We start from the raw sequence: 26,251 nt of genomic DNA, 5'->3' as shown, positions 1-26,251 counted from the left end.
CTTATCCACAGGGTTATGCATGGCTGTGGCGGTCGCTCCGTGCCTACCATGCCCCATGCTCCGCACTGCAGGAAGTACGCCCCGACATGTCCGCCCGCTCTGGCTTCCGTTCCGACCGCAAAGATCGCGGTGACCGCTTCGACCGCGACGAATCGCGGATCGACCAGCTGCGCGTGCCGCCGCATTCGATCGAGGCCGAGCAGGCGGTGCTGGGCGGGCTGATGCTGGCCCCGGAAAGCTACGACCGGATCAACGACCAGCTGACCGAGACCGACTTCTACCGCCGCGACCACCAGATGATCTACCGCGCGATCCGCGAGCTGTCCGAGCGCGACCGCCCGTTCGATGCGGTGACGCTGGGCGAATGGTTCGAATCGCAGGGGCGGATGGAGCTGGTCGGCGACGGCGCCTACCTGATCGAACTGGCCAGCACCACGCCGTCGGCGGCCAATATCGCCGCCTATGCCGAGATCGTGCGCGACAAGGCGGTGCTGCGCCAGCTGATCCAGGTCGGCACCGACATCGTCAACGACGGCTTCCAGCCCGAGGGCCGTGAAAGCAGCGAGCTGCTGTCGGCGGCGGAAAAATCGGTGTTCGCCATCGCCGAGCAGGGCGCGCGCGGGCGCACCGATTTCGTAGCCATGCCCGGTGCGTTGAAGGATGCCTTCGAGGAGCTGCGCAACCGCTTCGAGAACGGCGGCAACATCACCGGCCTGCCGACCGGCTACACCGATTTCGATGCGATGACCTCCGGCCTGCAGCCGACCGACCTGATCATCCTGGCCGCGCGTCCGGCGATGGGCAAGACCACCCTGGCGCTGAACATCGCCGAGTACGCCGCGATCAAGTCCAAGAAGGGCGTGGCGGTGTTCTCGATGGAAATGTCGGCCTCGCAGCTGGCGATGCGCCTGATTTCCTCCAACGGCCGCATCAATGCCCAGCGCCTGCGTACCGGCCAGCTGGAAGACGAAGACTGGAGCCGGGTTACCGGCGCGATCCGGATGCTGAAGGAAACCAAGATCTTCATCGACGACACGCCGGGCGTGTCGCCGGAGATCCTGCGTTCCAAGTGCCGCCGGCTCAAGCGCGAGCACGACCTGGGCCTGATCGTGATCGATTACCTGCAGCTGATGAGCGTGCCGGGCAACAGCGAAAACCGCGCCACCGAAATTTCGGAGATCTCGCGTTCGCTCAAGGGCCTGGCCAAGGAGCTGAACGTGCCGGTGATCGCGCTGTCCCAGCTCAACCGCTCGCTGGAAACGCGTACCGACAAGCGCCCGGTGATGGCCGACCTTCGCGAATCGGGCGCTATCGAGCAGGACGCGGACATGATCGTGTTCATCTACCGCGACGATTATTACAACAAGGAAACCTCGCCGGACAAGGGCCTTGCCGAGATCATCATCGGCAAGCACCGAGGCGGCCCGACCGGCTCGTGCAAGCTCAAGTTCTTCGGTGAGTACACCCGGTTCGACAACCTGTCGCACGATTCGGTCGGTTCGTTCGAGTAGCGCCGAAGCGCTACGGTAGTGCCGGCCGCTGGCCGGCTCCTATGGGAACTGTCATCGTGCAGAGCCGGCCAGCGGCCGGCACTACCGTTTCATCGGCTTATTACCGGTTTCGTCGCAGAACGGTTGCATCGTGCCCGGACAGGGCGCGATGGTGTTATGCGGGCGGCGGGGTGCCGCCGACGGAGACCGACGATGAAAACCCTGTTCGCGCTGGGCGTGTGGTGCCTGCTGCTGGTGCTGTGCTGGCCGCTGGCGATCCTGGCCCTGCTGGCCTGGCCGCTGGTGTGGCTGGTCAGCCTGCCGTTTCGCCTGGTCGGCATCACCTTCTCGGCGCTGTTCGCGTTCCTGCGCGCGCTGTTGATGCTGCCGGCACGGCTGCTGGGTGGTGGTAGCCGGCCGCTGGCGGCCTGACGGCTCTGGTAGGGGCGGTTCCCGAACGACTGCCGATGGCGCCGATCATCGCGGCGAACGCATGGTCCCGACCGGAGATAAGCATCGCCTCGTTCATTGTCATGCGTTACCGGGCGCGGGAACGCCATCGGCAGTCGTTCGGGAACCGACCCTACCAAGGCATTCAGTCCGCGGCGATGGTCCGAATGCTCGCGGTAGGTCGTGTTGCCCACAAAAAACCCCGCCTTGGCGGGGTTTTTCGTTTCCAGGCAACGCCGGCCAGCGGCCGGCACCACCGGAGTTTTCAGTTCGCCTTATGGATCGCGCGCTTGCTCACGGCCATGGCCGCGTCATGCACCGCTTCGGACAGCGACGGGTGGGCGTGGCAGATGCGCGCCAGGTCGTCGGACGAACCGTTGAACTCCATGGTCAGCACGCCTTCGTGGACCAGTTCGGACACGTTGGCGCCGACCAGGTGCATGCCCAGCACGCGGTCGGTCTCGGCATGCGCCAGCACCTTGACGAAGCCGGCCGGCTCGATCATGGCCACGGCGCGGCCGTTGGCGGCGAACGGGAAGCTGCCGGCCTTGTACGGAATGCCTTCGGCCTTGAGCTGCTGCTCGGTCTTGCCGACCCAGGCCAGCTCCGGCTCGGTGTAGATGACCCACGGAATGGTGTCGAAGTTGACGTGGCCGGGCAGGCCGGCGATCAGTTCGGCCACCGCGATGCCTTCCTCGAAGCCCTTGTGCGCCAGCATCGGGCCGCGCACGCAGTCACCGACCGCCCAGACGCCGTCCACGCCGGTGTGGCAATGGTCGTCTACTTCGATCTGGCCACGCTCGTTGATCCTGACGCCGGTGCCTTCGGCCAGCAGGCCCTTGGTGGCGGCGCGGCGGCCAACGGCCACCAGCAGCTTGTCCACGATCAGGCTCTTTTCGCCTTCGGCATCGGCGTAGGTCAGGGCGACTTCCTTCTTCTTGCCCTTGCCGGTCACTTCGGCCTTGGACACCTTGGCACCCAGGCGGATGTCCAGGCCCTGCTTCTTGAATTCCTTGGCGGCGGCCTTGGCCACTTCGGCATCGGCGGCGGCCAGGAACTCCGGCAGGGCTTCGAGGATGGTCACTTCCGAACCCAGGCGCTTCCACACGCTACCCAGTTCCAGGCCGATCACGCCGGCGCCGATCACCGCCAGGCGGGCCGGCACTTCGGTGAAGTCCAGGCCGCCGACGTTGTCGACGATGGTGTCGCCGTCGAACTTGGCGAACGGCAGTTCGATCGAGTCCGACCCGGCGGCGATGATCACGTTGGTGCCCTTGAGCTCGACGATGGAACCGTCGTGCTGGGTGACCTTGACCACGTTGCCCGGCTGCAGCTCACCAAAGCCGTAGTAGGCGGCGACCTTGTTGGCCTTGAACAGCATGCCGATGCCGCCGGTGAACTGCTTGACGATCTTGTCCTTGCGGCTAACCATCGCTTCGACGTCCATCTTGGCATCCTTGAAGCTGATGCCGTGGTCGCCAAAGATATGGCCCATGTTCCAGAACTGGCGCGAGGAATCCAGCAGCGCCTTGGACGGGATGCAGCCCACGCGCAGGCAGGTGCCACCCAGGGCCGGCTTGCCGTCCTTGCCCAGGGCTGCGTCGATGCAGGCGGTCTTCAGACCCAGCTGCGCGGCGCGGATGGCGGCATGGTAGCCGGCCGGGCCGGCACCGATGACGACGACGTCGAATTGTTCAGCCATTGATAGTTCCTTGTTGCATTCCCGAGCTTCGGTCGAAGCCGGTGGCGCGCAGGCGCCGGGGGGAGAGCAGGGGTCGCACCCTGAAACCAGCACCCCTCCGCGCAGGCGCGGAGGGGTGGTAGGTCTTACAGGCCGAACAGCATGCGGCCGGGGTTTTCCAGCTGGTTCTTGATGTCCACCAGGAACTGCACCGAGTCCTTGCCATCGATGATGCGATGGTCGTAGGACAGCGCCAGGTACATCATCGGCGCGATCACGACCTGGCCGTTCTGGGCGATCGGGCGTTCCTTGATGGCATGCATGCCCAGGATCGCGCTCTGCGGCGGGTTGATGATCGGGGTGGACAGCAGCGAACCGAAGGTGCCGCCGTTGGTCACGGTGAAGGTGCCGCCCTGCAGTTCTTCCAGGCTCAGCTTGCCGTCACGGGCCTTCTTGGCGTAGTCGGCGATGGTCTTTTCGATGTCGGCAAACGACATGCGCTCGACGTTGCGCAGCACCGGGGTGACCAGGCCCTTGTCGGTCGACACGGCGATGGAGATGTCCGAGTAGCCGTGGTAGATGACGTCGTCGCCGTCGATGGAGGCGTTGACCAGCGGGAAGCGCTGCAGCGCGTTGGCCGCGGCCTTGACGAAGAAGCTCATGAAGCCGAGCTTGATGCCATGGGCCTTGACGAACTCGTCCTGCAGGTCCTTGCGCGCGGCCGAGACCTTGGACAGGTCGACCTCGTTGAAGGTGGTCAGCATGGCCGTGCTGTTCTTGGACTGCATCAGGCGCTCGGCGATGCGCTTGCGGATGCGGGTCATCGGCACGCGTTCTTCCGGACGCGCGCCACCGGCCTTGCCGGCGCCGCCGTTGCGGGCGAAGTTGACGATGTCTTCCTTGGTCACCGCGCCATGGCGGCCGGTGCCGGACACGTCGGCCGGGTTGACGCCTTCGGTGATGGCCGAGAAGCGCGCGCCCGGGGGCAGGGCATCGGCAGCGGACTTGGCCGCCGGTGCCGGCGCAGCGGCGGCAGCCGGTGCAGCAGCGGCCGGCGCGGCCTCGGCCTTCTTCTCTTCGGCAGCCGGGGCCGGAGCAGCAGCCACGGCGCCTTCTTCGATGACGGCTACGACCTGGCTGGAGGTCACGGTGGCGCCCACCTCGAACTTGATCTCCTTCAGCACGCCATCGACCGGCGAGGGCACTTCCAGGACGACCTTGTCGGTTTCCAGATCAAGCAGGTTTTCATCGCGCTTGACGGCATCGCCAACCTTCTTGTGCCAGGTGGCGATGGTGCCGTCGGCGACGGATTCGGGCAGTACCGGGGCTTTGACTTCGGTGGCCATGCGGGAGCTTCCTGGTTTGTCTTTTCTAGAATGAGGGGGAGAGTTATTCAGCGACCGAGTCGTTGAACGGGTTGACCAGGGCATCGGCGATCAGCTTCTGCTGTTCGATGATGTGGTCAGCCATGTGTCCAGCGGCCGGCGATGCCGAACGGGCGCGACCTGCGTAATGGATGCTCTGGCCATCGGCCAGGCAGGCCTGCAGGTGGTGGCGGATCTGGTACCAGGCACCCTGGTTCTGCGGTTCTTCCTGACACCACACCACATCGGCCGCCTTGCCGTACTTCTTCAACTCCGCGGCCAGGGCCACGCGCGGGAACGGGTACAGCTGTTCGACGCGGATGATGGCCACATCGTCCTGGCCACGCTTGGTCTGGTCTTCCAGCAGGTCGTAGTAGACCTTGCCCGAGCACAGCACCACGCGCTTGACCTTCCTGGCATCTGCGCCGGCATCGCCGATCAGGTGCTGGAACTGCCCGTTGGCCAGTTCGTCCAGGGTCGACACGGCCAGCTTGTGGCGCAGCAGCGACTTGGGCGACATCACGATCAGCGGCTTGCGGGTGGTCATGCGCATCTGGCGACGCAGCATGTGGTAGGCCTGCGCCGGGGTCGACGGCACGCACACCAGCATGTTCTCCAGCGCGCACAGCTGCAGGAAACGCTCCAGGCGCGCCGAGCTGTGCTCCGGGCCCTGGCCTTCGTAACCGTGCGGCAGCAGCAGGGTCAGGCCGGTGATGCGGCCCCACTTGGCTTCGCCGGCAGCGATGAACTGATCGATCACGACCTGGGCGCCGTTGGCGAAATCGCCGAACTGGCCTTCCCAGATGCACAGGGTGTTCGGATCGGTGGTGGAGAAGCCGTACTCATAGGCCATCACCGCTTCTTCGCTGAGCAGCGAATCGATGATGGTGGCCTGTTCGGGCGATTCAACCAGCTGGCGCAACGGCAGGTAATAGTTGTCGGTCTTCTGGTCGTGCAGGATCGCGTGGCGGTGGGTGAACGTACCGCGGCCCACGTCCTGGCCGACCAGACGCAGGCTGTTGCCTTCGTCCAGCACGGTGGCGTAGGCCAGGTTCTCGGCAAAGCCCCAGTCGCCCGGGATCTCGCCAGCGGCCATCTTGCGGCGGTCGTCGTACACCTTGGCCACGCGCGAATGCAGTTCCACGCCCTCGGGAATGGTGTTGATCAGCGTGGCCAGCTGCTTGACCTTGTCCATCCCCACGGCGGTGGAGACCTCATCGGACAGCTTGCCGTTGAGCAGCTTGGGCCAATCGACGTACATCCTGCTGGTGGCCGGGGTCTTTTCCACCTGGGCCAGCTCGGTGGTCACTTCACCGGCATCGAGCTTGTTGCGGTAGGCATCGACCAGCGCCTTGCCACCGTCGGCCGGGATTACCCCGGCCGCTTCCAGCTTGGCCGCGTACAGCTCGCGGGTGGTCTGGTGCTTGCGGATCACCTGGTACATCAACGGCTGGGTGATCGCCGGTTCGTCGGCTTCGTTGTGGCCCCAACGGCGGTAGCACATCAGATCGATGACCACGTCCTTGGCGAACTTCTGGCGGAACTCGAAGGCCAGCCGCGCGGCGAACACCACCGCTTCGGGATCGTCGCCGTTCACGTGCAGCACCGGGGCGGCGATCATCTTGGCCACGTCGGTGGCATAGCGCGTGGAGCGCGTATCCAGCGGATTGGAGGTGGTGAAACCGACCTGGTTGTTGACCACGATGTGCACCGTGCCACCGACGGCGAAGCCGCGGGCCTGGGACATCTGGAACAGCTCCATCACCACGCCCTGGCCGGAGAAGGCCGCATCGCCGTGGATCAGGATCGGCATCACCTGCTTGCGCGCGGTATCGCCGCGGCGCTCCTGGCGCGAACGCACCGAGCCGGCCACGACCGGGTCGGCGATTTCCAGGTGCGACGGGTTGAAGGCCAGCGCCAGGTGGACCGCGCCGCCGGGGGTGGCGATGTCGGCCGAGAAGCCCATGTGGTACTTCACATCGCCGGCCGAGGCATGGTCGTCGTGCTCGAACTTGCCTTCGAATTCGTCGAACAGCTTGCGCGGGCTCTTGCCCAGCGTATTGACCAGCACGTTCAGGCGGCCGCGGTGGGCCATGCCGACGACCACGTCCTTGACGCCATCCTTGCCGGCGTCGCGGATGATGGTGTCCATCATCGGGATCAGCGCATCGCCGCCTTCCAGCGAGAAGCGCTTCTGGCCGACGTACTTGGTATGCAGGTAGCGTTCCAGGCCTTCGGCGGCGGTCAGGCGCTCCAGGGTGCGGCGCTGGGTGTCGGCATCCAGGTTGTAGTTGCCCCCGGCCGTTTCCAGGCGCTGGTACAGCCACTGGCGCTGTTCGACCTCGGAGATGTGCATGAACTCGGCACCGATCGAGCCGGTGTAGGTCTTCTGCAGGCGCTCGAGCAGGTCGCGCAGTTTCATCCGCGGCTGGCCGGCGACGCCGCCGGTGCTGAATTCGCTGCCCAGGTCGCTGTCGGACAGGCTGTGGAACGGCAGCCCCAGGTCCGGCGGGTTGGTCGGCGGGGTCAGGCCCAGCGGGTCCAAGCGGGCACCGAGGTGGCCACGCGAACGGTAGGCGGTGATCAGGCGGCCGACATTGCGCTCGCGCTCGTCGCCGGCACCGGCGGCAGCGCCGCTGTTGGCCGCGTTCTTGCCGGCCTCGGTGATGTGGGCGATGACGGCCGAGTGCGGAATGTCGCCGGCTTGGCGGCCCTCAAAGCCGTCGAAGTAGGTCTTCCATTTGGGATCGACACTGTCCGGAGAAACGAGGTACTGCTCGTACAGATCCTCGATATAGGAGGCGTTGCCGCCGGCGAGCTGCGAAGACTGCGCAAACTGCTTCAGTAGATTGTCCACGATGGAGTGTCGGATTCGCTTGTGGGGTAAGGCTTCGGTGATCCGGCAGGCAAAGATGAATAGCACTGCGCGGGCGGTAGCTAACTGCGCAAATTGTACCCGCATCGGAACAGGAAGGGGCAGCGCCGGGCCGGTGGCGGGAACCGCGGTGTCATTCCCAGACAGGTTCGGGCCGGTGGCGTGAACTACAGCCCGATCGCGCGAAGTTCGCCACATTCACGCGAACGTTCCCATACGCGCTGCAAACCATCCTGCAACGGCTGCGAACGTGCTGGCAGCGCAAGCCCGGCTTCGCCGTCGAAGCGGTGCCCACCGAGACGAAAGTAGTAGTCGCCGGCATCGTTGAGCAGGCAGGCCGAGGCCAGGGCCTGGTCGACCGGGTCGCTGACCTGACGCAGCCGGAACACGCTGGGCAGGCGCTGCAGCAGCCCCAGCAGGGGCGAGCCGGTGCGGGCGATGGCCCGGGCGTCATGCACGATCAGCCAGGCCTGCTTGGGGTGGCGGGCGCTGCCGAAGCGGCGCAGCGCCTCCAGCACCGGGGCGGCGTCGAGCAGGCCCGGGTCGAGTTGGTGGCTGTGGATCCACAGCCGGCGGCGGGCACGGTGGACCAGGGCGGTGGTGATCGCCAGGGCCTGTTCGGCGGTGGCGATGTTGACCGCACCGGCCAGCACCCGGCGCATGCCCTGGTGGGCGATGCCGGCCTCCTCGAACACCTCGCCCTGGGGCAGGAATCCCTGGCGGGTGTAGAACACGCGGGCCGGCAACTGGGCGTGCAGGGTCACTTCGGCCCGGCCGGCGGCCTTTGCCGCCTCGACCAGGGCCAGCAGCAGCGCCTCCCCGACGCCCTGGCCGCGCCAGGGCCCCAGCACCGCCATCCGCCCGATCCGGCCGTCCGGGGTCAGCCGGCCGGCGCCGATCGGCTGGCCGTGCGCGTCGCTGGCCAGCACGTGCACGCTGGATGGGTCCAGCGCGTCGGCCTCCCGTTCGGCCGGCACCTGTTGTTCCTGCACGAACACGGCCTGCCGGACCCGGTGCAGCGCGGCGTGCTGCGCCGGATAGGGAACCACCGCGACCTGGAAACCGGGGCCGGCCACGCTCACTGCCGCGGGGGGCTGTCGTCGTTGTCGTCGAAATCGACGATGACCTCGATACCGTCCTCGTGGATGGTCACTTCATGCACATCGGCCTGGATGTCGTCAGCGTCGATGACCTCCACCGTGTCGGTACCGTCGATGATTTCGTATTCGGCCACGTCGCCGTCGTTGTCATCGAAGTCGTCGTCCAGCAGCTGGTAGAAGCCGCCCTGGACCAGGGCCTGCACCGCGTCGCGGCCCTTGGCCGAGAGCTTGCGGTACAGGCCGGCGCCGAACTGCTCGGTGCCGGCCAGGGTCTGGGCGTCCTTGACCGGCAGGGCGAATTCCAGCCCGCTGCAGTACAGGCTGGCACCGCGGCTGGCGCGGCGCCAGGCCACGCGCGCCCAGGGATGGCGCTGCAGTTCCAGGCCGGCGCCCAGCGCGGCTTCGATCTCCTCGCGCGGCAGCGGCTGGCCGTGCGCCATCACCTCGCCGGCGGCGCGGTAGGTGGTGATGAAGCGGCCGAACCAGTCGCCGAGCTTGTCCGGGTCGTTCATGCGGATCGCGTTGAGCGCCTCGACCACGCGGTTCATCGCCACCACGTCGATCTCGTTGGGGTCGGCCGGCACCTTCAGGTCCGGGTCCTGGTAGCGGATCGACTCGTCGGCATCCAGGATCAGGGTGTCCAGGTAGTCGCTGATCAGCTCGGCCGAGGCCGGCGCGCGCATGCCGAAGGAGAAGGTCAGGCAGGGGTCTTCGGCCACGCCGTTGTGCGGCACGTTGGGCGGCAGGTAGAGCATGTCGCCCGGGGCCAGCACCCAGTCATGGGTGGGTTTGAAGCGGCGCAGCAGCTTGAGTTCGACGTCGTCGCGGAAATCCAGCGGCGGGCGCTTGCCCTTGGTCGATTCGCTGGCATCGATCTGCCAGCGGCGGTGGCCGTGGGCCTGCAGCAGGAACACGTCGTACTGGTCGACATGGGCGCCGACCGAGCCGCCGGTGGCGGCGAAGCTGATCATCACATCGTCCATGCGCCAGCGCGGCAGGAAGTCGAAGTGGCCGATCAGGGCGCGCACGTCCGGGTCCCACTTGTCCACGTCCTGCACCAGCAGGGTCCAGTCGTGGTCGGGCATGCCCGGGAACTCTTCTTCCTGGAACGGGCCGCTGCGCACGGTCCAGCCGTCGCTGGCGCGGTCGTGGCTGATCAGCCGCGACAGCGCGCCTTCCTCGCAGGCCAGGCCGGCCAGGTCTTCGGGCTGGACCGGGCTCTGGAAATCGGGGAAGGCGGCGCGGATCAGCAGCGGGCGCTTCTGCCAGTAGTCGCGCAGGAAGGTGGCCGCGGGCATGCCCAGCGGCAGGCCCGGACGGGCCTGGATTTCGATGACGGGGGTCTTGGTCTTGCGGGCAGCCATGGGGGACATCCTTGCAGCATGTAGACGGGAATGCGGGGGCGCGGCCGTGGCCGGCGCGTACCGGGCTATTGTCCGCTGGTTGAGGGGGGATGTGCACCTGCGCCGGGATGTCACGGCAGACGGCGCTGGCGCGCCGGGCGGTGGTGGTGCCGGGCTCCGGCCGGGGTCATGCCTTCGCCGCGATGATCGGCGTCATCGGCAGTTGATCGGGATGCGACCCTACCAGGGGGTGTTGACGCATGCGGAGGCGGCCCTGGTAGGGTCGGTTCCCAAACGACTGCCGGTGGTGCTTCCGCGCCCGGCAACGCATTGCGACGAACGGAGCGGAAGGGACCCAGGCCACACCCGCGTCCCTCCGGTGTATCGACCGTTGGCGCGATCCTCAGATCGCCTTGGCCAGGTCGGCGGCCAGGCCGATGTAACCGCCCGGGGTCAGGGCGCGCAGGCCCTGCTTGGCGTCTTCGGGCAGGTCCAGCGATTCGATGAAGCTGCGCATCGAATCGGCGGTGATGCCGTGGCCGCGGGTCAGGGCCTTGAGCTGTTCGTAGGGATTGGGCAGGCCGTAACGGCGCATCACCGTCTGCACGGCTTCGGCCAGCACTTCCCAGGACGCATCCAGGTCGGCATCCAGGCGTTCGGGGTTCACGGTCAGCTTGCCCAGGCCCTTGGCCAGCGAATCCAGCGCGACCTGGCTGTGGCCGAAGGCGGTGCCGACCGCGCGCAGCACGGTGGAGTCGGTCAGGTCGCGCTGCCAGCGGCTGATCGGCAGCTTGGCGCTGAAATGTTCGAACAGCGCATTGGCGATACCGAAGTTGCCTTCGGCGTTCTCGAAGTCGATCGGGTTGACCTTGTGCGGCATGGTCGAAGAGCCCACTTCGCCTTCCTTGAGCTTCTGCTTGAAGTAGCCCAGCGAGATGTAGCCCCAGATGTCGCGGGCCAGGTCGATCAGGATGATGTTGGCGCGGCGGGCGGCATCACCGATCTCGGCGACGTTGTCATGCGGTTCGATCTGGGTGGTGTAGGGGTTGAACACCAGGCCCAGGCTCTCCACGAAACGCTGGGCGAAGGCCGGCCAGTCCACGTCCGGGTAGGCGATCACGTGGGCGTTGTAGTTGCCGACCGCGCCGTTGATCTTGCCGGTCAGTTCGACCGCGGCGATCTGGCGGCGCTGGCGCTCCAGGCGTGCCACCACGTTGGCCACTTCCTTGCCCAGGGTGGTGGGCGAGGCGGTCTGGCCGTGGGTGCGCGACAGCATCGGCTGGGCGGCCTGGGCGTGGGCGAGGGTGCGCAGCATGCCGGCGATGTTGTCCAGCGCCGGCAGCAGCACGTCCTGGCGGGCCTGCTGCAGCAGCAGCCCATAGCTGAGGTTGTTGATGTCTTCGCTGGTGCAGGCGAAATGCACGAATTCCAGCGCCGGGCCCAGCTCGGCATCGGCCTGCAGCTGTTCCTTGATGAAGTACTCCACCGCCTTGACGTCATGGTTGGTGGTGCGCTCGATTTCCTTGACCCGCGCGGCGTGGGCCGGGGCGAAGTCGTCGGCCAGGGCACGCAGGCGGGCCGCTGCGGCGGCCGGGAACGGCGCCAGCTCGACGATGCCCGGCTCGTCGGCCAGGGCCAGCAGCCATTCCACTTCGACCTTCACACGGGCCTTGATCAGGCCGTATTCGGAGAAGATCGGACGCAGCGCGTCGACCTTGCCGGCATAGCGGCCATCGAGCGGGGACAGGGCGAGCAGGGCGAATTCGGACATGGTGGGCGCGGGGCGATGGCAGCGGGGGCCGTCATTCTACGCTGCCGGGGCCGCCACGGTCGGTGCCCGGCGCCGGCAGGCCGCGCCCACGGCCGCCTGGCCGGCCTGAACGTCGGCGCATTGCCCCGGCCCGGGACGCGACCGCGCCTGTGTTTGGGCGGCGCATCGGAGTATCGTTCATGCAGCCGCAAGCCAGGGAATCAGGCCCGTTGCCAGCCGCAGGTTCCCTTTCCAAACCGAAAGCATCGCGGAGTGAAGCAATGAGCAAGGGTTTCAGGATCGAACACGACAGCATGGGCGAGCTGCAGGTACCGGCCGATGCGTTGTGGGGCGCGCAGACACAGCGCGCGGTGAACAATTTCCCGGTGTCCGGGCAGCGCATGCCGCGCGGCTTCATCCGCGCGCTGGGGCTGGTCAAGGGCGCGGCCGCCGCGGTCAACGTGGAACTGGGCCACCTGCCCAGGAACATCGGCAAGGCGGTCCAGGCCGCCGCGGCCGAGGTCGCCGCCGGCCAGCATGACGCGCATTTTCCGATCGATGTGTACCAGACCGGTTCGGGCACCTCCTCGAACATGAATGCCAACGAGGTCATCGCGACCCTGGCCAACCGCGCCGGCAAGGCCGGCAAGGCCGGCAAGCTGGCGGTGCATCCCAACGACCACGTCAACCAGGGGCAGAGCTCCAACGATGTGATCCCCACCGCGCTGCGGGTGTCGGCCCTGCTGGGCGTGCAGGAACAGCTGCAGCCGGCGCTGACCCACCTGCGCAAGACCATCGACAAGAAGGGCCGCAGCCTGCGCAAGGTAGTCAAGACCGGCCGCACCCATCTGATGGACGCCATGCCGCTGACCTTCGAACAGGAGTTCGGCGCCTGGTCGGCGCAGCTGGCCTCGGCCCAGGAGCGCATCGACGACAGCCTCAAGCGCCTGCGCCGGCTGCCGCTGGGCGGTACCGCGATCGGCACCGGGATCAACGCCGACCCGCGCTTCGGCGAGCGGGTGGCCAAGCTGCTCAAGCAACAGACCGGGGTGAAGTTCGACAGTGCGCAGAACAAGTTCGAGGGGCTGGCCGCGCAGGACGATGCGGTGGAGCTGTCCGGCCAGCTCAATGCGCTGGCGGTGGCGCTGATCAAGATCGCCAACGATCTGCGCTGGATGAATGCCGGCCCGCTGGCCGGGCTGGGCGAGATCGAACTGCCGGCGCTGCAGCCGGGCAGCTCGATCATGCCGGGCAAGGTCAACCCGGTGATCCCCGAGGCGATGGTGATGGTGTGCGCGCAGGTGATCGGCCACCACACCGCGATCACCGTGGCCGGGCAGACCGGCAACTTCCAGTTGAACGTGACCTTGCCGCTGATCGCGGCCAACCTGCTGGACGGGATCGGCCTGCTGGCCAACATCACCCGGCTGCTGGCCGACAGCGCGATCGCCGGGCTGACGGTGCGCGAGGACCGCGTCCGCGAGGCACTGGGCCGCAACCCGATCCTGGTCACCGCGCTGAACCCGATCATCGGTTACGAGAAGGCCGCCGCGATCGCCAAGCGCGCCTACAAGGAGCAGCGCCCGGTACTGGACGTGGCGCTGGAGGACAGCGGGCTGGCCGAAGCCGAGCTGCGCCGGCTGCTGGACCCGGCCGCGCTGACCGCCGGCGGCATCCATGCCGGCGGCGGCGGTTGAGCCTGCGGCCGGAGTGAAACGAAAACGGGCCGAAAGGCCCGTTTTTGTGGTTCACCGCCGTGGGGCGGCGCAAAGGCAACACGCCGCCGCGCGCAGGTAATGCCGGCCGCTGGCCGGCAACCGCACCGATGCTTGGCCAAGAGCAGCGTCTTGATCTTCCCTGTGGGAGGAGGACGGGCAGCCCCATGCGGGACACGCCGTAAACCCATCCGTGGGGGCTTGGCGAAAACTTGCTCGGGTGCGCTGTCCTGCGTACCCGGCAAGGCCGGGGTTGGGCATCCTGCCCAACCCGTCCGGCGTATACGCCGGACCCATGTTTTCGACAGTCCCACATGGGGCTGCCCGGCCTCCTCTGGATAGAGTGACGTGTGCGGCTGGGCGAGCCCAAAGCTCTTCGTTCCAATACGCGCTGTCTGACCATGGGTCAGAACTACGGGCGTACCCGCTCGCCTCGGCGCGAAATAAGTGAACCGATGCTATTTAAAGCCGGGCAGGTCTAGTGCCGATCGGCCTGCAGATTGCCGAAGGTCTCGGTGTAATCCTTGAACTCGGGAATGCGCTGCACCAGGTCCGGTGGAATCGGCTGCAGGCCGGCCGGAACCTGGATCCTGACCGCGCGCTTGGCCGGGTCCGGCGGGGCGTCGGTGAGGGTGTTCTGGCGCAATACCTGCAGCTGGCCGAACATGGTCTGCAGCATGGCCTGCTGGTCCGGCTTGAGCGGAATTTCGATCTCATCGATCTTCATCCGGCCATCGGGCAGCACGATGATGTTCGGTGCCGGCGCACGGCGCACGATCAGCATGCCGTCGCTGACGGTGATCTTCGGCTTGCCGCGCTCGGCGCGGTGGTTGCGGTATTCCTGGTCGCAACCGGTGGCGGCCAGGCAGAACAGGGCAAACAGCAGCAGACAGAGCTTCTTCATCGGCGCAGCGCACAAAAAGGGGGAGGCTAGTGTAGTCCTCCCCCGTCCAGCCGCGCCGGCCTGCGACCGTACGTCGCAGGCCGGCGGGGCTTACTTGCCGCAGTCGTCGATATCGCTCTGGTCCATCGTGGCGTAGGGCTTGAACGCCGGCAGCGCGGCGGCCAGCGCCTGCTGCCTGGCCATCATCTCCGGCAGCAGCGTGCACAGCCGCTTGGCTTCGGCTTCGATCTTGCTGCTTTCGGCATTCACCCGCTCCTCGATGCCCTGGGTATCCCCGGAGAAGATGCCCTTGAGCGCCTCGCCGGCCGCCTTCACGCCCAGGTTGGCGCCGGCCACGCCTATGTTCATGCCGGCCCCGGCCAACGCCTCCACCTGCCGCCGGTAGTCCAGCAGCAGCTTCCGCTGGTTGGCGTCGGTGGGCACGGTGGTGCCGTCGATCAGCAGGTCCCCCTGCGGGGTGATCTCGGCCTTGGCGCTGTTGCTGCCGGAAATGGAGATATTGCCCTGGGCCAGTTCCTTGCGCGCCTTGTCGGTGGCCTCCTGCACGGTCTTGCCGATCGAATCGGTGTCCACCGCGGCCGCGGTCTTGCCGGCCGGTTGACCGGCGGCGGGGGCGGGGGCGGTCTTGCCGGCATCGGGGTTGCCGCAGGCGGCCAGGGGCAGGCACAGCAGCAGGGCGGGCAGCAGTCTGGAAGTCATCGGACGATCCTCGAAGAAGGGGTTACTTGCCGCGCGGCAGATTCACCGGGCCGCTGACATTGCCGTGGCGCACCTCGCCACTGCCGCTGCGCGATACCGTCAGCGAACCGCCGACGTCGTGCACGGTGACATCGCCCGAGCCATGGCGTTCGACGCTGACATTGCCGCCGGCGCCGCGGATGTCCACATCGCCCGAACCCACCGTGCCGATGGTGACATTGCCCTTGACCTGGCGCACGTCCACGTCGCCCGAGCCGATGTCGCCCAGCGCCACGTTGCCCTGCACGCCGGTCAGGCCGAGGTCGCCCGAGCCGACGTTGCCGACCTTGGCATTGCCGCGCACGTTGCGCGCCTTGAAATCGCCCGAGCCCACCGAGAGCAGGTTGAGCGAACCGGCGCCGTCAAGCTCCACATCGCCGGAGCCGACCGCGGCGGTGACCAGGCCCTTGATCTCGCGCAGCGAGACGTCGCCCGAGCCGACGTCGGCGCTGAGCGAGTGCGCGCCGCTGACGCTGGCATCGCCCGAGCCGACCTTGAGCTGCACCAGCAGGGTGTCCGGTACGCTGCCGCGGATGTCCAGGTAGGCATAGCTGTTGCCGCCCAGGGTGATGGCGCGCTGGGCGCGCTGCAGGCGTACCACCAGCTTGTCGCCCACCTTCTGCTGGGTCAGGGTCAGCTCGCCCAGCCAGTCGGCGTTGGAGGCGCAGGCACGCCCGCCCAGCCGGGCCGGGCCGGGCCCGGCCTGCAGCACCAGGTCGTGCTGGTTGACCTCGAACACCACGGCCTTGGCACCGGCCAGGTCCAGCTTCAGATCACGCGCTTCGGAGAACTTGCACTGCGGTTCACTGGCCAGCGCGGCCAGCGGCAGCATCAACAGGGAGGCAACAGCGAGGGTGCGGATCATGGGTGGCTCCTTGGAGGGCGGTCAGATTTCGCCGGCGCGGCGGCGCAGGCGGATGGCGAGGACGATGAACACCACGCCGGCGGCGGCACCGATCCACACTTCCGGCAGGCTCAGCGCGGCCAGCTGGTTGGACGGGGCCAGCGCGGCGACCAGGTCGTCGCGGTCGCCGATCAGCGCACGCAGCTGGTCGGTGCGGTAGAGCATGTCGCTGCCCGGCAGGGTGCCCAGCAGCAGGCGGCCGACGATGTGCTTCCAGAACCAGCCACTGGTCAGGTCGAAGGCACTCATCAGGTGCGTGGTGCTGACGATGATGCCGGCAAACAGCGGCAGCATCACCGCCCACAGGAACGGCTTGGTCCTGGCCCAGGCCGAGCACAGCAGCAGCCAGCCCACGGTCGGCAGCGCCCACAGCAGGTACACCGGGATCCAGGACAGGTGGCCGGCCACGATGTTCAGCGGGCTGGCCGGGCCCCATACCAGGGTCATCGCATCGCCGCCATGGGCCAGCACCACCACCGTGATGATCAGCAGGAAGCCGAACATGGTCACGATCGAGGCGGCCACTGCCACCAGCGGCGCCACCAGCAGCGCGCTGAGTGCCTTGGACAGCACGGTCTGGGTGTCCGACAGCGGCAGCGATTTCCAGAACAGGATGCTGCGGTCGCGGCGGTCGTCGTACAGCGCGCCCAGGCAGTAGAAGAACACCACGAAGGCCAGCACGATGAACGGCCACAGCGAACTCAGCACCAGGGTCAGGTCCAGCCCGTTGGCCAGGTCGTGCATGTTCTTGGCGTCCAGCTTGCTGGTCAGCAGCGCCAGGTCCAGGCCGTTGACGCTGACGTTTTCATCGTCCAGCACCAGGCCGCCGCTCTTGGCGGCGCGGTGCATGGCCAGCAGCCCGAACAGGATGCCGACCAGGCTCATCACCAGCGAGATCGCGCCGGCGATCAGCGGGGCGTACAGGAACCCGCCGCGGTTCTCCCAGTACTCGCGCTTGAGCATCCACTTGAAGGTACTGGCCTTGCTGATGGGGTGGTGGACGGTGTTCATGCGTAGGTTCCCTTCATGATGGCCACGAACAGATCCGCCAGCCCCGGGCTGCGGATTTCGCCCAGGGGCGTGAGCTGGGCGCGTGGCACCCCATCGAACAGCAGCACGGTCTTGCCGAACGGCAGCGCGCGTTCGTCGATCGGCTTGAGCGCGCGTGCCGCCTCCAGCGTATCGGCCGACACCAGCACTTCGCTGTAGCGCTCGCCGATGTCTTCCATGTCGGTGGTGAGCACGATGCGGCCATCGCGGATGAACATCACATCGGTGAGGATGTGTTCGATCTCTTCCACCTGGTGGGTGGTGACGATGATGGTCTTCTGTTCGTCGAAGTAGTCTTCCAGCAGGCGCTGGTAGAACTCCTTGCGGTACAGGATGTCCAGGCCCAGGGTCGGCTCGTCCAGCACCAGCACCTTGGCATCGATGGCCATCACCAGGGCCAGGTGCAGCTGCACGATCATGCCCTTGGACAGCTCGCGCACGCGCTGCCTGGGCTGCAGTTTGGTGGAGGCCAGGAAGCGCTCGCAGCGGGCGCGGTCGAAGCGCGGGTGCACCCCGGCGACGAAATCGATCGCCTCGCGCACCTTCATCCAGCGCGGCAGCACGGCTACGTCGGCGATGAAACAGACCTCGTTCATCAGCGCGTTGCGCTGCACGGCCGGGTCCAGCCCGAGCACCTGCAGCTCGCCTTCCACCGTGGTCAGGCCGAGCAGGGCCTTGAGCAGGGTGGTCTTGCCGGCGCCGTTGGGGCCGATCAGGCCGGTGATGCGGCCCGGGGCGATGGTGAAGTTGGTGTTGTCCAGCGCCACGGTCTGTTTGTAGGCCTTGCGCAGGCCGCGGGCGGAAATGACGACATCACTTGCAACGGCATTCATGAGGATTTCCCCTGGGGCAGCAATTCGTCGAGGTTCAGGCCCAGGCGCTGGATACGTTCCAGCACCAGCGGCCATTCTTCATTGAGGAACCGGTCGCGCTCGCTGCTGCGCAGCTGCGTGGCCGCTTCCTCGGTCATGAACATGCCCAGCCCGCGGCGTTTCTCGACCAGGCCTTCATCGGCCAGTTCCTGGTAGGCACGCGATACGGTGATGGGGTTGAGCTGGTACTCGGCGGCTACCTGTCGGACCGAAGGCAGGGCGTCGCCGGGCTTGATGATGCCGTCAAGCATCATGGCGATCACGCGTTCCTTCAACTGACGGTAGATCGGAGCACCATCGCTCCATTGAATATCGCTCATGGTCAGCTCCGTGGGTTCAGCGACTGTGCGAACGAGAAGTAAGGCATGGACAGGGAGCTGTGCAGCCGGCGGGGGCGGGCGGGGGTGTCGTCGGCGGTCCCTGCCTGGATCACGCCTGCGTCCTGCGGGCCGGGCAACGCACTGCCGGCGGCGGCGCCGCCGGCATCACCGTCGGGGGTGCCGAACCAAGCGAGCAGCAGCAGTGCCGAAGCGGCGGAAACAGCGTGGGTGGTTCGGCGGCGGCGCATGCGGTTCATGGGCTTCCCCTGCATCAGGTGACTGGTGTTGTATGCAACTATAACACCGGCACGCCGGAGTGCAAGCGATGACCGACCCCAACTGATGGCAGGGGGGTGACAAGGTGCTGGGATTGAGTTGCAAGCCATTGATTTAAAAACGATCAATTGGATTTTTCGGGGCGGGCTGGCGTCTGCTTACGTTCAGCCACATCAATGGTATGAGACGCCGTGTGCCCATTCAGCAGATAAGCGAGGCGCCGAATCCACGTTGGCCAAGGCCGTCATCGTCGGCAAAGCCGGCCCTGCGGCGCCTGTCGGGGGAGGTCCGAATCCGGGTCGGACGCTGCAGCGCCGCGGCGGTTGAAACCGTCACAGCAGGGCCGCCGCCGTCTTGCGCATCCCATCCACGCCCGGTAACGGCCGGCCGCGCCGCGCACGCGGCGGTAAAAGGCCCGGTGATATAGTCCGCAATGGCCCGGCCAGGGCGGTTTTTTCGCGGTTCCGGGCCATTGCCGTCTCCTTTCCCGAACCCTGCCGGAGTGTTGCGATGCCCCAGATCCGTTCCCTGCTTTCCCTGCCCGGCGCCTGGCGCGTGCGCGGTGGGATGGCGCTGCTGCTGGCGTGCGGGCTGCTGGCCGCCACCGGTGCCCAGGCTGCCGGCCTGCTGGACCTGAGCTACCGGCCACTGGCCGGCAAGGGCGAGGTCAACCTGCAGAAACAGTACGGCGGCAAGGTGCTGCTGGTGGTCAATACCGCCAGCAAGTGCGGCTTCACCCCGCAGTACGAGGGTCTGGAGGCGTTGCAGAAAAAGTACGCCGCGCGCGGCTTTTCGGTGCTGGGCTTCCCCTCCAATGATTTCAAGGGCCAGGAGCCGGGCGATGAAGCCCAGATCCAGGAGTTCTGCACGCTCACCTACGGGGTCAAGTTCCCGATGTTCCAGAAGGTGCAGGTCACCGGGCCGGCGGCCACGCCGCTGTACCAGCGCCTGGCCGCCGCCACCGGGGTGGCGCCGGGCTGGAACTTCCACAAGTATCTGATCGCCCGCGACGGACGGGTGGTGGCGCAGTACCCGAGCAAGACCACGCCCGATGATGCCGGGCTGCTGGCTGCGCTCGAACGCGAGCTGTCCAAACCCGCGCCCAAGCGCTGACGTTCTCGACATCTCGCACGTGCGTGCGACAATGATCGCTTTCGCGCCGACGTCGGCGTCCAGTCACTTCCAGGAATGCAGCGAATGAAGATGGGAATGCGCGGCGCCGCGGCGTCGGTTCTGATTCTGGCGATGGGTGCCACCGGTACCGTGATGTCGCAACAACCGGCCGCAGGTGCGGCTGCCAAGGAGACTTCTGCTTTGAACTCCCAACGGGAAAAGCTCGGCTACGCCATCGGCATCGATGTGGCCAACTCGTTCGCCCCGATCTCCAGCGAGATCGACCTGGCGGCGTTGCGCCGTGGCGTGACCAATGCCTTCGCCGGCAAGCCGCCGCTGATCAGCCAGGAAGAGGCACAGAAGACCGACGCCGCGCTGCGCCAGGCGATGATGGTCAAGAGCGGCCAGCCGGTGCCGGGCATGGCCCCGGGTACCCCGGCGCCGAAGGTGGACCGTGAAAAGGTCGGCCTGATGCTGGGCAGCTACGCGGTCGGCCCGTCGCTGGCGCCGATGAAGGAAGACCTGGACCTGGACGCGCTGTTCGACGCGGTCGGCACCACCTTCAACAAGGGCACCCCGAAGATGACCGCCGAGCAGGCCAAGGCCACGCTGGAAGGCTTCATGTCGGCCAAGCAGGCCCAGGCCCAGGCCGATGCGGCCGCGCAGGGCGGCAAGAACCGTGAAGCCGGCAATGCGTTCATGGCCAAGAACAAGACCGTGCCGGGCGTGGTCACCACCCCGTCGGGCCTGCAGTACCAGGTGCTGCGCCCGGGCAACGGCGAGCGTCCGCTGCCGACCAGCAAGGTCCGCGTCAACTACGAAGGCAAGCTGCTGGACGGCACCGTGTTCGACAGCAGCTACCAGCGTGGCCAGCCGATCGAGTTCGGCCTGGACCAGGTGATCAAGGGCTGGTCCGAAGGCGTGTCGCTGATGCCGACCGGTTCCAAGTACCGCTTCTGGATCCCCGGCGAGCTGGCCTATGGCGAGCAGGGCACCCCGGGTGGTCCGATCGGTCCGAACGCGACGTTGACCTTCGACGTTGAACTGCTGAACGTTCTTCCGTAACGGACTCTGGAGCCACCACGGCCATGCGTGTAGCGATTTTTGGTACCGGCTATGTCGGTCTTGTCACCGGCACCTGCCTGGCCGATGTCGGCCACCAGGTGATCTGCGTGGACATCGACCAGGCCAAGGTCGACGGCCTGAACCGTGGTGTCATCCCGATCTATGAGCCCGGCCTGGAGCCGATGGTCAAGGCCAACCACGCTGCGTCGCGGTTGACCTTCACCAGCGATGCGGCCGCGGCGATCACCCACGGCCAGGTGATCTTCATCGCCGTGGGCACGCCACCGGACGAGGACGGCAGTGCCGACCTGCAGTACGTGCTGGCGGTGGCCCGCACGATCGGCACGCACATGCGCGTGCCGACTGTGGTGGTCAACAAGTCGACCGTGCCGGTGGGCACGGCCGACAAGGTGCGTGCCGCCATTGCCGAGGCATTGGCCGCGCGCGGGGAGGAGATCGCCTTCGACGTGGTCTCCAACCCGGAATTCCTCAAGGAGGGCGACGCGGTCGCCGACTGCATGCGGCCGGACCGCATCGTGGTGGGCGCCTCCAACCCCGATTCGGTGGCGTTGATGCGCCGCCTGTACGCGCCGTTCAACCGCAACCACGACCGCGTGGTGGAAATGGACGTGCGTTCGGCCGAGCTGACCAAGTACGCCGCCAACGCGATGCTGGCCACCAAGATTTCGTTCATGAACGAAATCGCCAACATCGCCGAGAAGGTCGGTGCCGACATCGAGCAGGTCCGCCAGGGCATCGGCTCGGATCCGCGCATCGGCTGGCACTTCATCTATCCCGGCGCCGGCTACGGCGGCTCGTGCTTCCCCAAGGACGTGCAGGCCCTGGCCCGCACCGCGCAGCAGCACGGCCACGAGCCCAGGCTGTTGAATGCGGTCGAAGCGGTCAACGATGCCCAGAAGGGCCATCTGTACCAGCTGATCCAGCGCCACTACGACCGTGGCGAGGATGAAGGCGTGCGCGGCAAGACCTTCGCGGTCTGGGGCCTGGCCTTCAAGCCCAATACCGACGACATGCGCGAGGCCTCCAGCCGGCGCCTGCTGGCGCAGCTGTGGGAAGGCGGTGCGCGCGTGCGCGCCTACGACCCGGAAGCGACCGAAGAAGCCCGCCGTATTTTCGGCGAGCGCGAGGATCTGGTGTTCTGCGACAACGCCTATGAGGCGCTGGACGGCGCCGATGCGCTGGTCGTGGTCACCGAATGGAAGCAGTTCCGCAGCCCGGATTTCGTCCGCCTGCGTGAAACGCTCACCGACGCGGTCGTGTTTGACGGCCGCAATCTGTACGACCCGCAGGAAATCGAAGCGGCGGGCGTGGCCTACTACGGCATTGGCCGGGGACGTTCGTTGCATGCATGATTCCACCCCCACACCGCGTGAGCAGGCGCTGGAAGCGCGCCTGGTCGAGCTGGAAATGCGCGTGTCCTTCCAGGAACAGGCCTTGGCCGAGCTCAGCGAAGCCTTGGCCGATGCGCGCATCGAGGGCAGCCGCAATGCTGACCTGACGCGCCTGTTGCTGGAGGACCTGGGCAAGGTCCGCAATGCGCTGTATTCCGATTCGGGCGAAGAACCACCGCCCCCGCACTACTGATCGATCCGACGTCATGAGCGATACCCTCCGCGACCAGCTGCTGGGCCTGGGCTTCAAGTCCGCGCCCAAGCCCGAACGCAAACCCGATGCCCGCCGCGATGGCCGGCCGGGCAATCCCCCCAAACCCCAGGGCGCGCGTACGCCGGCCAGGGCCGGCGATGGCCCGCGCCCGCCGCGCGATGGCGACAACCGTCGCGCCGGGCCCGGCAAGGGCCGCCCGGGCGGTGGCCGCCCCGGTGGTGCCCGTCCCCAGGGCCAGGCGCCCGGCCAGGGCAAGCCGCGCTCGCGCGAGGATATCGACCTGGCCAAGGCCTATGCGATCCGCGCGCAGAAGGAAAAGGACGATCGCATCGAGGCCGAGCGCCTGAAGCAGGAAGAGGCGCGCCTGCGCCGCGAAGCCAAGGCCAGGCTGGACGTGCTGCTGGAAGGCAAGGGCCTGAACGATGCGGCGGCCGAGATTGCCCGCCACTTCAATTATGGCGGCAAGATCAAGCGCATCTACGTCACCTCCGACCAGCTCAAGGCGCTCAACGCCGGCGAACTGGGCGTGCTGCAGCAGAATGGCCGCTACCTGCTGGTGACCGCCGCGGTGCTGGACGAAGCCGAGGCGGTGTTCGCCCCATCGGTGGCATTGCGCGTGGATCCCAACGCGACGGTGGAAGAAGACCCGTACGCCGATCCGGCCTACCAGGTGCCCGACGACCTGGTCTGGTAACCACGGCAACATGCACCAATGCAAAGGGCGCCATCAGGCGCCCTTTGCATTGGTGCGGCCCGGGCAGGGCGCGTTCGGGCAATGCGACGTCCGCGCGCATACCGGTACCGACCAACGGTCGGTACCTACCGGCGCTGGCAGCCCCCGACCGAACGACGGTAGCCCTCGACCGTTGGTCGAGGGGGATTATTCGGGATCGTAATCCAGGTTGGAAGCCAGCCAGCGTTCGACCTGGGCGCGGTCCACGCCCTTGCGCTTGGCATAGTCGCTGACCTGCTCGCGGGTGACCCGGCCGACCACGAAGTACTGGCTGCGCGGGTGGCTGAAGTAATACCCAGACACCGCCGCGGTCGGCAGCATGGCAAAGCTCTCGGTCAGCTGCATGTCGGCGTTGCGCTCGGCATCCAGCAGCGTGAACAGCGTGGCCTTCTCGCTGTGCTCGGGGCAGGCCGGGTAGCCGGGGGCAGGGCGGATACCGCTGTACTTTTCGGCGATCAGCGATTCGTTGTCCAGCGCCTCGTCAGGCTGGTAGCCCCAGTAATCGGTGCGCACGTGCTGGTGCAGGCGTTCGGCCAGGGCTTCGGCGAAGCGGTCGGCCAGTGCCTTGAGCAGGATCGCGTTGTAGTCGTCGTGGTCGGCCTCGAAGCGCGCCACGTGCGCGTCGATGCCGATCCCGGCGGTGACCGCGAAGGCGCCGATCCAGTCCTGTCGGCCGCTGCTGGCCGGGGCGATGAAGTCGGCTAGGCAGAAGTCCGGGCGCTCGACCGGCTTGTCCACCTGCTGGCGCAGGAAGTGCAGCACCGCCGGGCCGGCATCGGTGCTCAGGTGCACGTCATCGCCGACGCTGTTGGCCGGCCACAGCCCGAACACCGCCTTGGCGGTCAGCCACTTCTCCTCGACGATGCGCGCCAGCATCGCGCACGCGTCGCGGTACAGCTCGGTGGCCTGCGGGCCGACGATTTCGTCGGTGAGGATCGCCGGGTACTTGCCGGCCAGTTCCCAGGCCTGGAAGAACGGGGTCCAGTCGATCACCTCGACCAGGTCGGCCAGCGGGTAGTCGTCCAGCACATGCAGGCCGGGCTTGCGCGGGGCCGGCGGCTGGTAGTGGGCCCAGTCGCCGTCGAAACGCTGCGCGCGGGCCTTGGCCAGGGTGACCAGGCGCTTGGCGTCGCCGCGGTTGCGGTGGCGCTGGCGGATGTCGGCGTAGTCGGCTTCGTTGGCGGCCACGAACGGCCCGCGCAGCTCGCTGGAGATCAGCGACTGGGCCACGCCGACCGCGCGCGAGGCATCCTTGACCCATACCGTGGGCGCCTTGTAATGCGGGTCGATCTTCAGCGCGGTATGCGCGCGCGAGGTGGTCGCCCCGCCGATCATCAACGGCATGGTGAAGCCCTGGCGCTGCATCTCGCGGGCGACATGGCTCATTTCCTCCAGCGAGGGGGTGATCAACCCGGACAGCCCGATGATGTCGGCGTTCTCGGCGCGCGCGGCATCCAGGATCTTCTGCGCCGGCACCATCACGCCCAGGTCGATCACCTCGAAATTGTTGCAGGCCAGGACCACGCCCACGATGTTCTTGCCGATGTCGTGCACATCGCCCTTGACCGTGGCCATGATGATCTTGCCGTTGCTCTTGGCGGTGTCGCCGCTGCGGGCCTTTTCCGCTTCGATCCAGGGCAGCAGGTAGGCCACCGCCTTTTTCATCACGCGGGCCGACTTGACCACCTGCGGCAGGAACATCTTGCCGGCGCCGAACAGGTCGCCGACGATGTTCATGCCGTCCATCAGCGGCCCCTCGATCACGTCCAGCGGTCGGGTCGAGCGCGCCCGCGCTTCCTCGGTGTCCTGCTCGACCCAGGCGTCCATGCCGTGCACCAGCGCATGCGCCAGGCGGTCGTTGACCGGCTTGTCACGCCAGGCCAGGTCTTCGCTGCGCACCTCGCCCTTCTTGCCCTTGTAGCGTTCGGCGATCTCCAGCAGGCGTTCGGTGCCGTCGCTGCGGCGGTTGAGGATCACATCCTCCACCCGCTCGCGCAGCTCCGGGTCCAGCTCGTCGTAGATCGGCATCGCACCGGCGTTGACGATGCCCATGTCCATGCCGGCGGCGATGGCGTGGTACAGGAACACCGAATGGATCGCCTGGCGCACCGTTTCGTTGCCGCGGAAGGAGAACGACACGTTGGAGACGCCGCCGGAGACGTGGCAGTGCGGCAGGGTGCGCTTGATGATGCGGGTGGCTTCGATGAAGTCCACCGCATAGTTGTCGTGCTCTTCGATGCCGGTGGCCACGGCGAAGATGTTCGGGTCGAAGATGATGTCCTGCGGGGGGAAGCCGACCTGATCGACCAGGATGTTGTAGGCGCGGGTGCAGATTTCCACCTTGCGCGCGCAGGTGTCGGCCTGGCCATCCTCGTCGAAGGCCATCACCACCGCCGCGGCACCGTAACGCAGCACCTTGCGCGCGTGCTCGATGAACTGCGCCTCGCCTTCCTTGAGCGAGATGGAGTTGACCACGCTCTTGCCCTGCAGGCACTTCAAGCCGGCCTCGATCACGCTCCACTTGGACGAATCGACCATCACCGGGATGCGCGCGATGTCCGGTTCGGACATGATCAGGTTCAGGTAGCGCGTCATCGCCTTTTCCGAATCGATCAGGCCCTCGTCCATGTTGACGTCGAGGATCTGCGCGCCGCTGGCGACCTGCTGGCGCGCCACTTCGACCGCTTCCTCGTAGCGTTCTTCCTTGACCAGCTTGCGGAACTGCGCACTGCCGGTGACGTTGGTGCGCTCGCCGATGTTGACGAACAGCAGGTTCGGCGTGATCACCAGTGGCTCAAGGCCGGACAGGCGGGTGTGGCGGGAAGGCGTCATGGGCAGGCGGGCACGGTCTGGCAAGGGAGGGTCAACAACAACGGGGTGGG

At 67.0% G+C, this 26,251-nt stretch carries 22 protein-coding genes; 8 read left to right on the top strand and 14 right to left on the bottom strand.

Going from position 1 to position 26,251, the window contains the following annotated elements; all coding sequences use genetic code 11:
• Positions 1 to 86 precede the first annotated feature (86 nt).
• Both AC3ITM_RS11955 and AC3ITM_RS11950 read left to right on the top strand, forming a co-directional pair.
• Positions 87 to 1,511, top strand: coding sequence for a replicative DNA helicase (locus tag AC3ITM_RS11955; RefSeq protein WP_489265247.1), 1,425 nt, complete (start codon positions 87 to 89; stop codon positions 1,509 to 1,511).
• Between the two features lie 192 nt (positions 1,512 to 1,703).
• Positions 1,704 to 1,922: a hypothetical protein gene (locus tag AC3ITM_RS11950; RefSeq protein ID WP_489265245.1), complete on the top strand. Its 219-nt coding sequence runs from the start codon at positions 1,704 to 1,706 to the stop codon at positions 1,920 to 1,922.
• Between the two features lie 283 nt (positions 1,923 to 2,205).
• On the opposite strand, the gene lpdA is transcribed toward AC3ITM_RS11950, so the two are convergent.
• From lpdA to purB, 6 genes are all read right to left on the bottom strand, one after another.
• On the bottom strand, positions 2,206 to 3,642 hold the full coding sequence (lpdA, locus tag AC3ITM_RS11945; protein WP_489265243.1) for a dihydrolipoyl dehydrogenase: 1,437 nt from the start codon (positions 3,640 to 3,642) through the stop codon (positions 2,206 to 2,208).
• A 125-nt stretch (positions 3,643 to 3,767) separates the two neighbouring features.
• Complete coding sequence (gene sucB / locus AC3ITM_RS11940) at positions 3,768 to 4,967, bottom strand: dihydrolipoyllysine-residue succinyltransferase (protein WP_228887710.1); 1,200 nt, start codon at positions 4,965 to 4,967, stop codon at positions 3,768 to 3,770.
• Positions 4,968 to 5,010: 43 nt separating this feature from the next.
• Positions 5,011 to 7,842 carry a 2-oxoglutarate dehydrogenase E1 component gene (locus AC3ITM_RS11935; RefSeq protein WP_489265241.1) on the bottom strand — a complete coding sequence of 944 codons (2,832 nt, stop codon included), beginning with the start codon at positions 7,840 to 7,842 and terminating at the stop codon, positions 5,011 to 5,013.
• A 185-nt stretch (positions 7,843 to 8,027) separates the two neighbouring features.
• The gene (locus AC3ITM_RS11930) at positions 8,028 to 8,936 is read right to left on the bottom strand and encodes a GNAT family N-acetyltransferase (protein ID WP_489265239.1); all 909 of its coding nucleotides are present in this window, start codon (positions 8,934 to 8,936) and stop codon (positions 8,028 to 8,030) included.
• 2 nt (positions 8,937 to 8,938) lie between these two features.
• Positions 8,939 to 10,324: a ribosomal protein uL16 3-hydroxylase gene (locus tag AC3ITM_RS11925; protein WP_489265238.1), complete on the bottom strand. Its 1,386-nt coding sequence runs from the start codon at positions 10,322 to 10,324 to the stop codon at positions 8,939 to 8,941.
• A 382-nt stretch (positions 10,325 to 10,706) separates the two neighbouring features.
• Positions 10,707 to 12,074 carry an adenylosuccinate lyase gene (purB, locus tag AC3ITM_RS11920; RefSeq protein ID WP_489265237.1) on the bottom strand — a complete coding sequence of 456 codons (1,368 nt, stop codon included), beginning with the start codon at positions 12,072 to 12,074 and terminating at the stop codon, positions 10,707 to 10,709.
• A gap of 260 nt (positions 12,075 to 12,334) precedes the next feature.
• On the opposite strand from purB, the gene AC3ITM_RS11915 reads away from it, so the two are divergent.
• The gene (locus AC3ITM_RS11915; protein WP_489265236.1) at positions 12,335 to 13,750 is read left to right on the top strand and encodes a class II fumarate hydratase; all 1,416 of its coding nucleotides are present in this window, start codon (positions 12,335 to 12,337) and stop codon (positions 13,748 to 13,750) included.
• Between the two features lie 496 nt (positions 13,751 to 14,246).
• Here AC3ITM_RS11915 and AC3ITM_RS11910 read toward each other — a convergent pair whose 3' ends face one another.
• From AC3ITM_RS11910 to AC3ITM_RS11880, 7 genes are all read right to left on the bottom strand, one after another.
• On the bottom strand, positions 14,247 to 14,672 hold the full coding sequence (locus tag AC3ITM_RS11910; RefSeq protein WP_489265234.1) for a hypothetical protein: 426 nt from the start codon (positions 14,670 to 14,672) through the stop codon (positions 14,247 to 14,249).
• A 90-nt stretch (positions 14,673 to 14,762) separates the two neighbouring features.
• A complete protein-coding gene (locus AC3ITM_RS11905) occupies positions 14,763 to 15,371 on the bottom strand; it encodes a DUF2884 family protein (RefSeq protein ID WP_489265232.1) in 609 nt (202 codons plus the stop codon).
• A 22-nt stretch (positions 15,372 to 15,393) separates the two neighbouring features.
• The gene (locus AC3ITM_RS11900; protein WP_489265230.1) at positions 15,394 to 16,275 is read right to left on the bottom strand and encodes a GIN domain-containing protein; all 882 of its coding nucleotides are present in this window, start codon (positions 16,273 to 16,275) and stop codon (positions 15,394 to 15,396) included.
• A 21-nt stretch (positions 16,276 to 16,296) separates the two neighbouring features.
• A complete protein-coding gene (locus tag AC3ITM_RS11895) occupies positions 16,297 to 17,325 on the bottom strand; it encodes a hypothetical protein (protein ID WP_489265228.1) in 1,029 nt (342 codons plus the stop codon).
• Positions 17,322 to 18,197 (bottom strand): ABC transporter ATP-binding protein, encoded by an 876-nt coding sequence (locus AC3ITM_RS11890; protein ID WP_489265226.1) that lies wholly within the window; start codon positions 18,195 to 18,197, stop codon positions 17,322 to 17,324. The genes AC3ITM_RS11895 and AC3ITM_RS11890 overlap by 4 nt, the downstream gene beginning before the upstream one ends.
• Complete coding sequence (locus AC3ITM_RS11885; RefSeq protein WP_019185943.1) at positions 18,194 to 18,556, bottom strand: GntR family transcriptional regulator; 363 nt, start codon at positions 18,554 to 18,556, stop codon at positions 18,194 to 18,196. Before AC3ITM_RS11885 ends, AC3ITM_RS11890 begins: the two co-directional genes overlap by 4 nt.
• 2 nt (positions 18,557 to 18,558) lie before the next feature.
• Positions 18,559 to 18,813 (bottom strand): hypothetical protein, encoded by a 255-nt coding sequence (locus AC3ITM_RS11880; protein WP_489265224.1) that lies wholly within the window; start codon positions 18,811 to 18,813, stop codon positions 18,559 to 18,561.
• Positions 18,814 to 19,399: 586 nt separating this feature from the next.
• On the opposite strand from AC3ITM_RS11880, the gene AC3ITM_RS11875 reads away from it, so the two are divergent.
• From AC3ITM_RS11875 to AC3ITM_RS11855, 5 genes are all read left to right on the top strand, one after another.
• Positions 19,400 to 19,945, top strand: a complete 546-nt coding sequence (locus AC3ITM_RS11875; RefSeq protein WP_489270097.1) for a glutathione peroxidase — start codon at positions 19,400 to 19,402, stop codon at positions 19,943 to 19,945.
• Positions 19,946 to 20,029: 84 nt separating this feature from the next.
• Positions 20,030 to 21,010, top strand: coding sequence for an FKBP-type peptidyl-prolyl cis-trans isomerase (locus tag AC3ITM_RS11870; RefSeq protein WP_489265222.1), 981 nt, complete (start codon positions 20,030 to 20,032; stop codon positions 21,008 to 21,010).
• A gap of 23 nt (positions 21,011 to 21,033) precedes the next feature.
• Entirely contained in the window at positions 21,034 to 22,383 is a 1,350-nt protein-coding gene (locus tag AC3ITM_RS11865; protein WP_489265220.1) for a UDP-glucose dehydrogenase family protein, read from the top strand.
• On the top strand, positions 22,376 to 22,615 hold the full coding sequence (locus AC3ITM_RS11860) for a SlyX family protein (protein ID WP_489265218.1): 240 nt from the start codon (positions 22,376 to 22,378) through the stop codon (positions 22,613 to 22,615). Before AC3ITM_RS11865 ends, AC3ITM_RS11860 begins: the two co-directional genes overlap by 8 nt.
• A gap of 13 nt (positions 22,616 to 22,628) precedes the next feature.
• On the top strand, positions 22,629 to 23,330 hold the full coding sequence (locus tag AC3ITM_RS11855) for a DUF2058 domain-containing protein (protein ID WP_489265217.1): 702 nt from the start codon (positions 22,629 to 22,631) through the stop codon (positions 23,328 to 23,330).
• 186 nt (positions 23,331 to 23,516) lie between these two features.
• Here the strand turns inward: AC3ITM_RS11855 and metH are convergent, their stop codons facing one another.
• Entirely contained in the window at positions 23,517 to 26,201 is a 2,685-nt protein-coding gene (gene metH / locus AC3ITM_RS11850; RefSeq protein ID WP_489265215.1) for a methionine synthase, read from the bottom strand.
• Positions 26,202 to 26,251 lie beyond the last annotated feature (50 nt).

The organism is Stenotrophomonas sp. KH_029 (genome assembly GCF_057839765.1).
The sequence above is the reverse complement of the archived record's forward strand: the minus strand, read 5'-3'. Positions and strand labels throughout refer to the sequence as shown.

Coding starts and splice junctions, on each gene's coding strand:
- AC3ITM_RS11955 (WP_489265247.1), top strand. CDS start 87: ATGTCCGCCCGCTCTGGCTTCCGTTCCGACCGCAAAGATCGCGGTGAC.
- AC3ITM_RS11950 (WP_489265245.1), top strand. CDS start 1,704: ATGAAAACCCTGTTCGCGCTGGGCGTGTGGTGCCTGCTGCTGGTGCTG.
- lpdA (WP_489265243.1), bottom strand. CDS start 3,642: ATGGCTGAACAATTCGACGTCGTCGTCATCGGTGCCGGCCCGGCCGGC.
- sucB (WP_228887710.1), bottom strand. CDS start 4,967: ATGGCCACCGAAGTCAAAGCCCCGGTACTGCCCGAATCCGTCGCCGAC.
- AC3ITM_RS11925 (WP_489265238.1), bottom strand. CDS start 10,324: ATGGCTGCCCGCAAGACCAAGACCCCCGTCATCGAAATCCAGGCCCGT.
- purB (WP_489265237.1), bottom strand. CDS start 12,074: ATGTCCGAATTCGCCCTGCTCGCCCTGTCCCCGCTCGATGGCCGCTAT.
- AC3ITM_RS11915 (WP_489265236.1), top strand. CDS start 12,335: ATGAGCAAGGGTTTCAGGATCGAACACGACAGCATGGGCGAGCTGCAG.
- AC3ITM_RS11910 (WP_489265234.1), bottom strand. CDS start 14,672: ATGAAGAAGCTCTGTCTGCTGCTGTTTGCCCTGTTCTGCCTGGCCGCC.
- AC3ITM_RS11905 (WP_489265232.1), bottom strand. CDS start 15,371: ATGACTTCCAGACTGCTGCCCGCCCTGCTGCTGTGCCTGCCCCTGGCC.
- AC3ITM_RS11900 (WP_489265230.1), bottom strand. CDS start 16,275: ATGATCCGCACCCTCGCTGTTGCCTCCCTGTTGATGCTGCCGCTGGCC.
- AC3ITM_RS11895 (WP_489265228.1), bottom strand. CDS start 17,325: ATGAACACCGTCCACCACCCCATCAGCAAGGCCAGTACCTTCAAGTGG.
- AC3ITM_RS11890 (WP_489265226.1), bottom strand. CDS start 18,197: ATGAATGCCGTTGCAAGTGATGTCGTCATTTCCGCCCGCGGCCTGCGC.
- AC3ITM_RS11885 (WP_019185943.1), bottom strand. CDS start 18,556: ATGAGCGATATTCAATGGAGCGATGGTGCTCCGATCTACCGTCAGTTG.
- AC3ITM_RS11880 (WP_489265224.1), bottom strand. CDS start 18,813: ATGAACCGCATGCGCCGCCGCCGAACCACCCACGCTGTTTCCGCCGCT.
- AC3ITM_RS11875 (WP_489270097.1), top strand. CDS start 19,400: ATGGCGCTGCTGCTGGCGTGCGGGCTGCTGGCCGCCACCGGTGCCCAG.
- AC3ITM_RS11870 (WP_489265222.1), top strand. CDS start 20,030: ATGAAGATGGGAATGCGCGGCGCCGCGGCGTCGGTTCTGATTCTGGCG.
- AC3ITM_RS11865 (WP_489265220.1), top strand. CDS start 21,034: ATGCGTGTAGCGATTTTTGGTACCGGCTATGTCGGTCTTGTCACCGGC.
- AC3ITM_RS11860 (WP_489265218.1), top strand. CDS start 22,376: ATGCATGATTCCACCCCCACACCGCGTGAGCAGGCGCTGGAAGCGCGC.
- AC3ITM_RS11855 (WP_489265217.1), top strand. CDS start 22,629: ATGAGCGATACCCTCCGCGACCAGCTGCTGGGCCTGGGCTTCAAGTCC.
- metH (WP_489265215.1), bottom strand. CDS start 26,201: ATGACGCCTTCCCGCCACACCCGCCTGTCCGGCCTTGAGCCACTGGTG.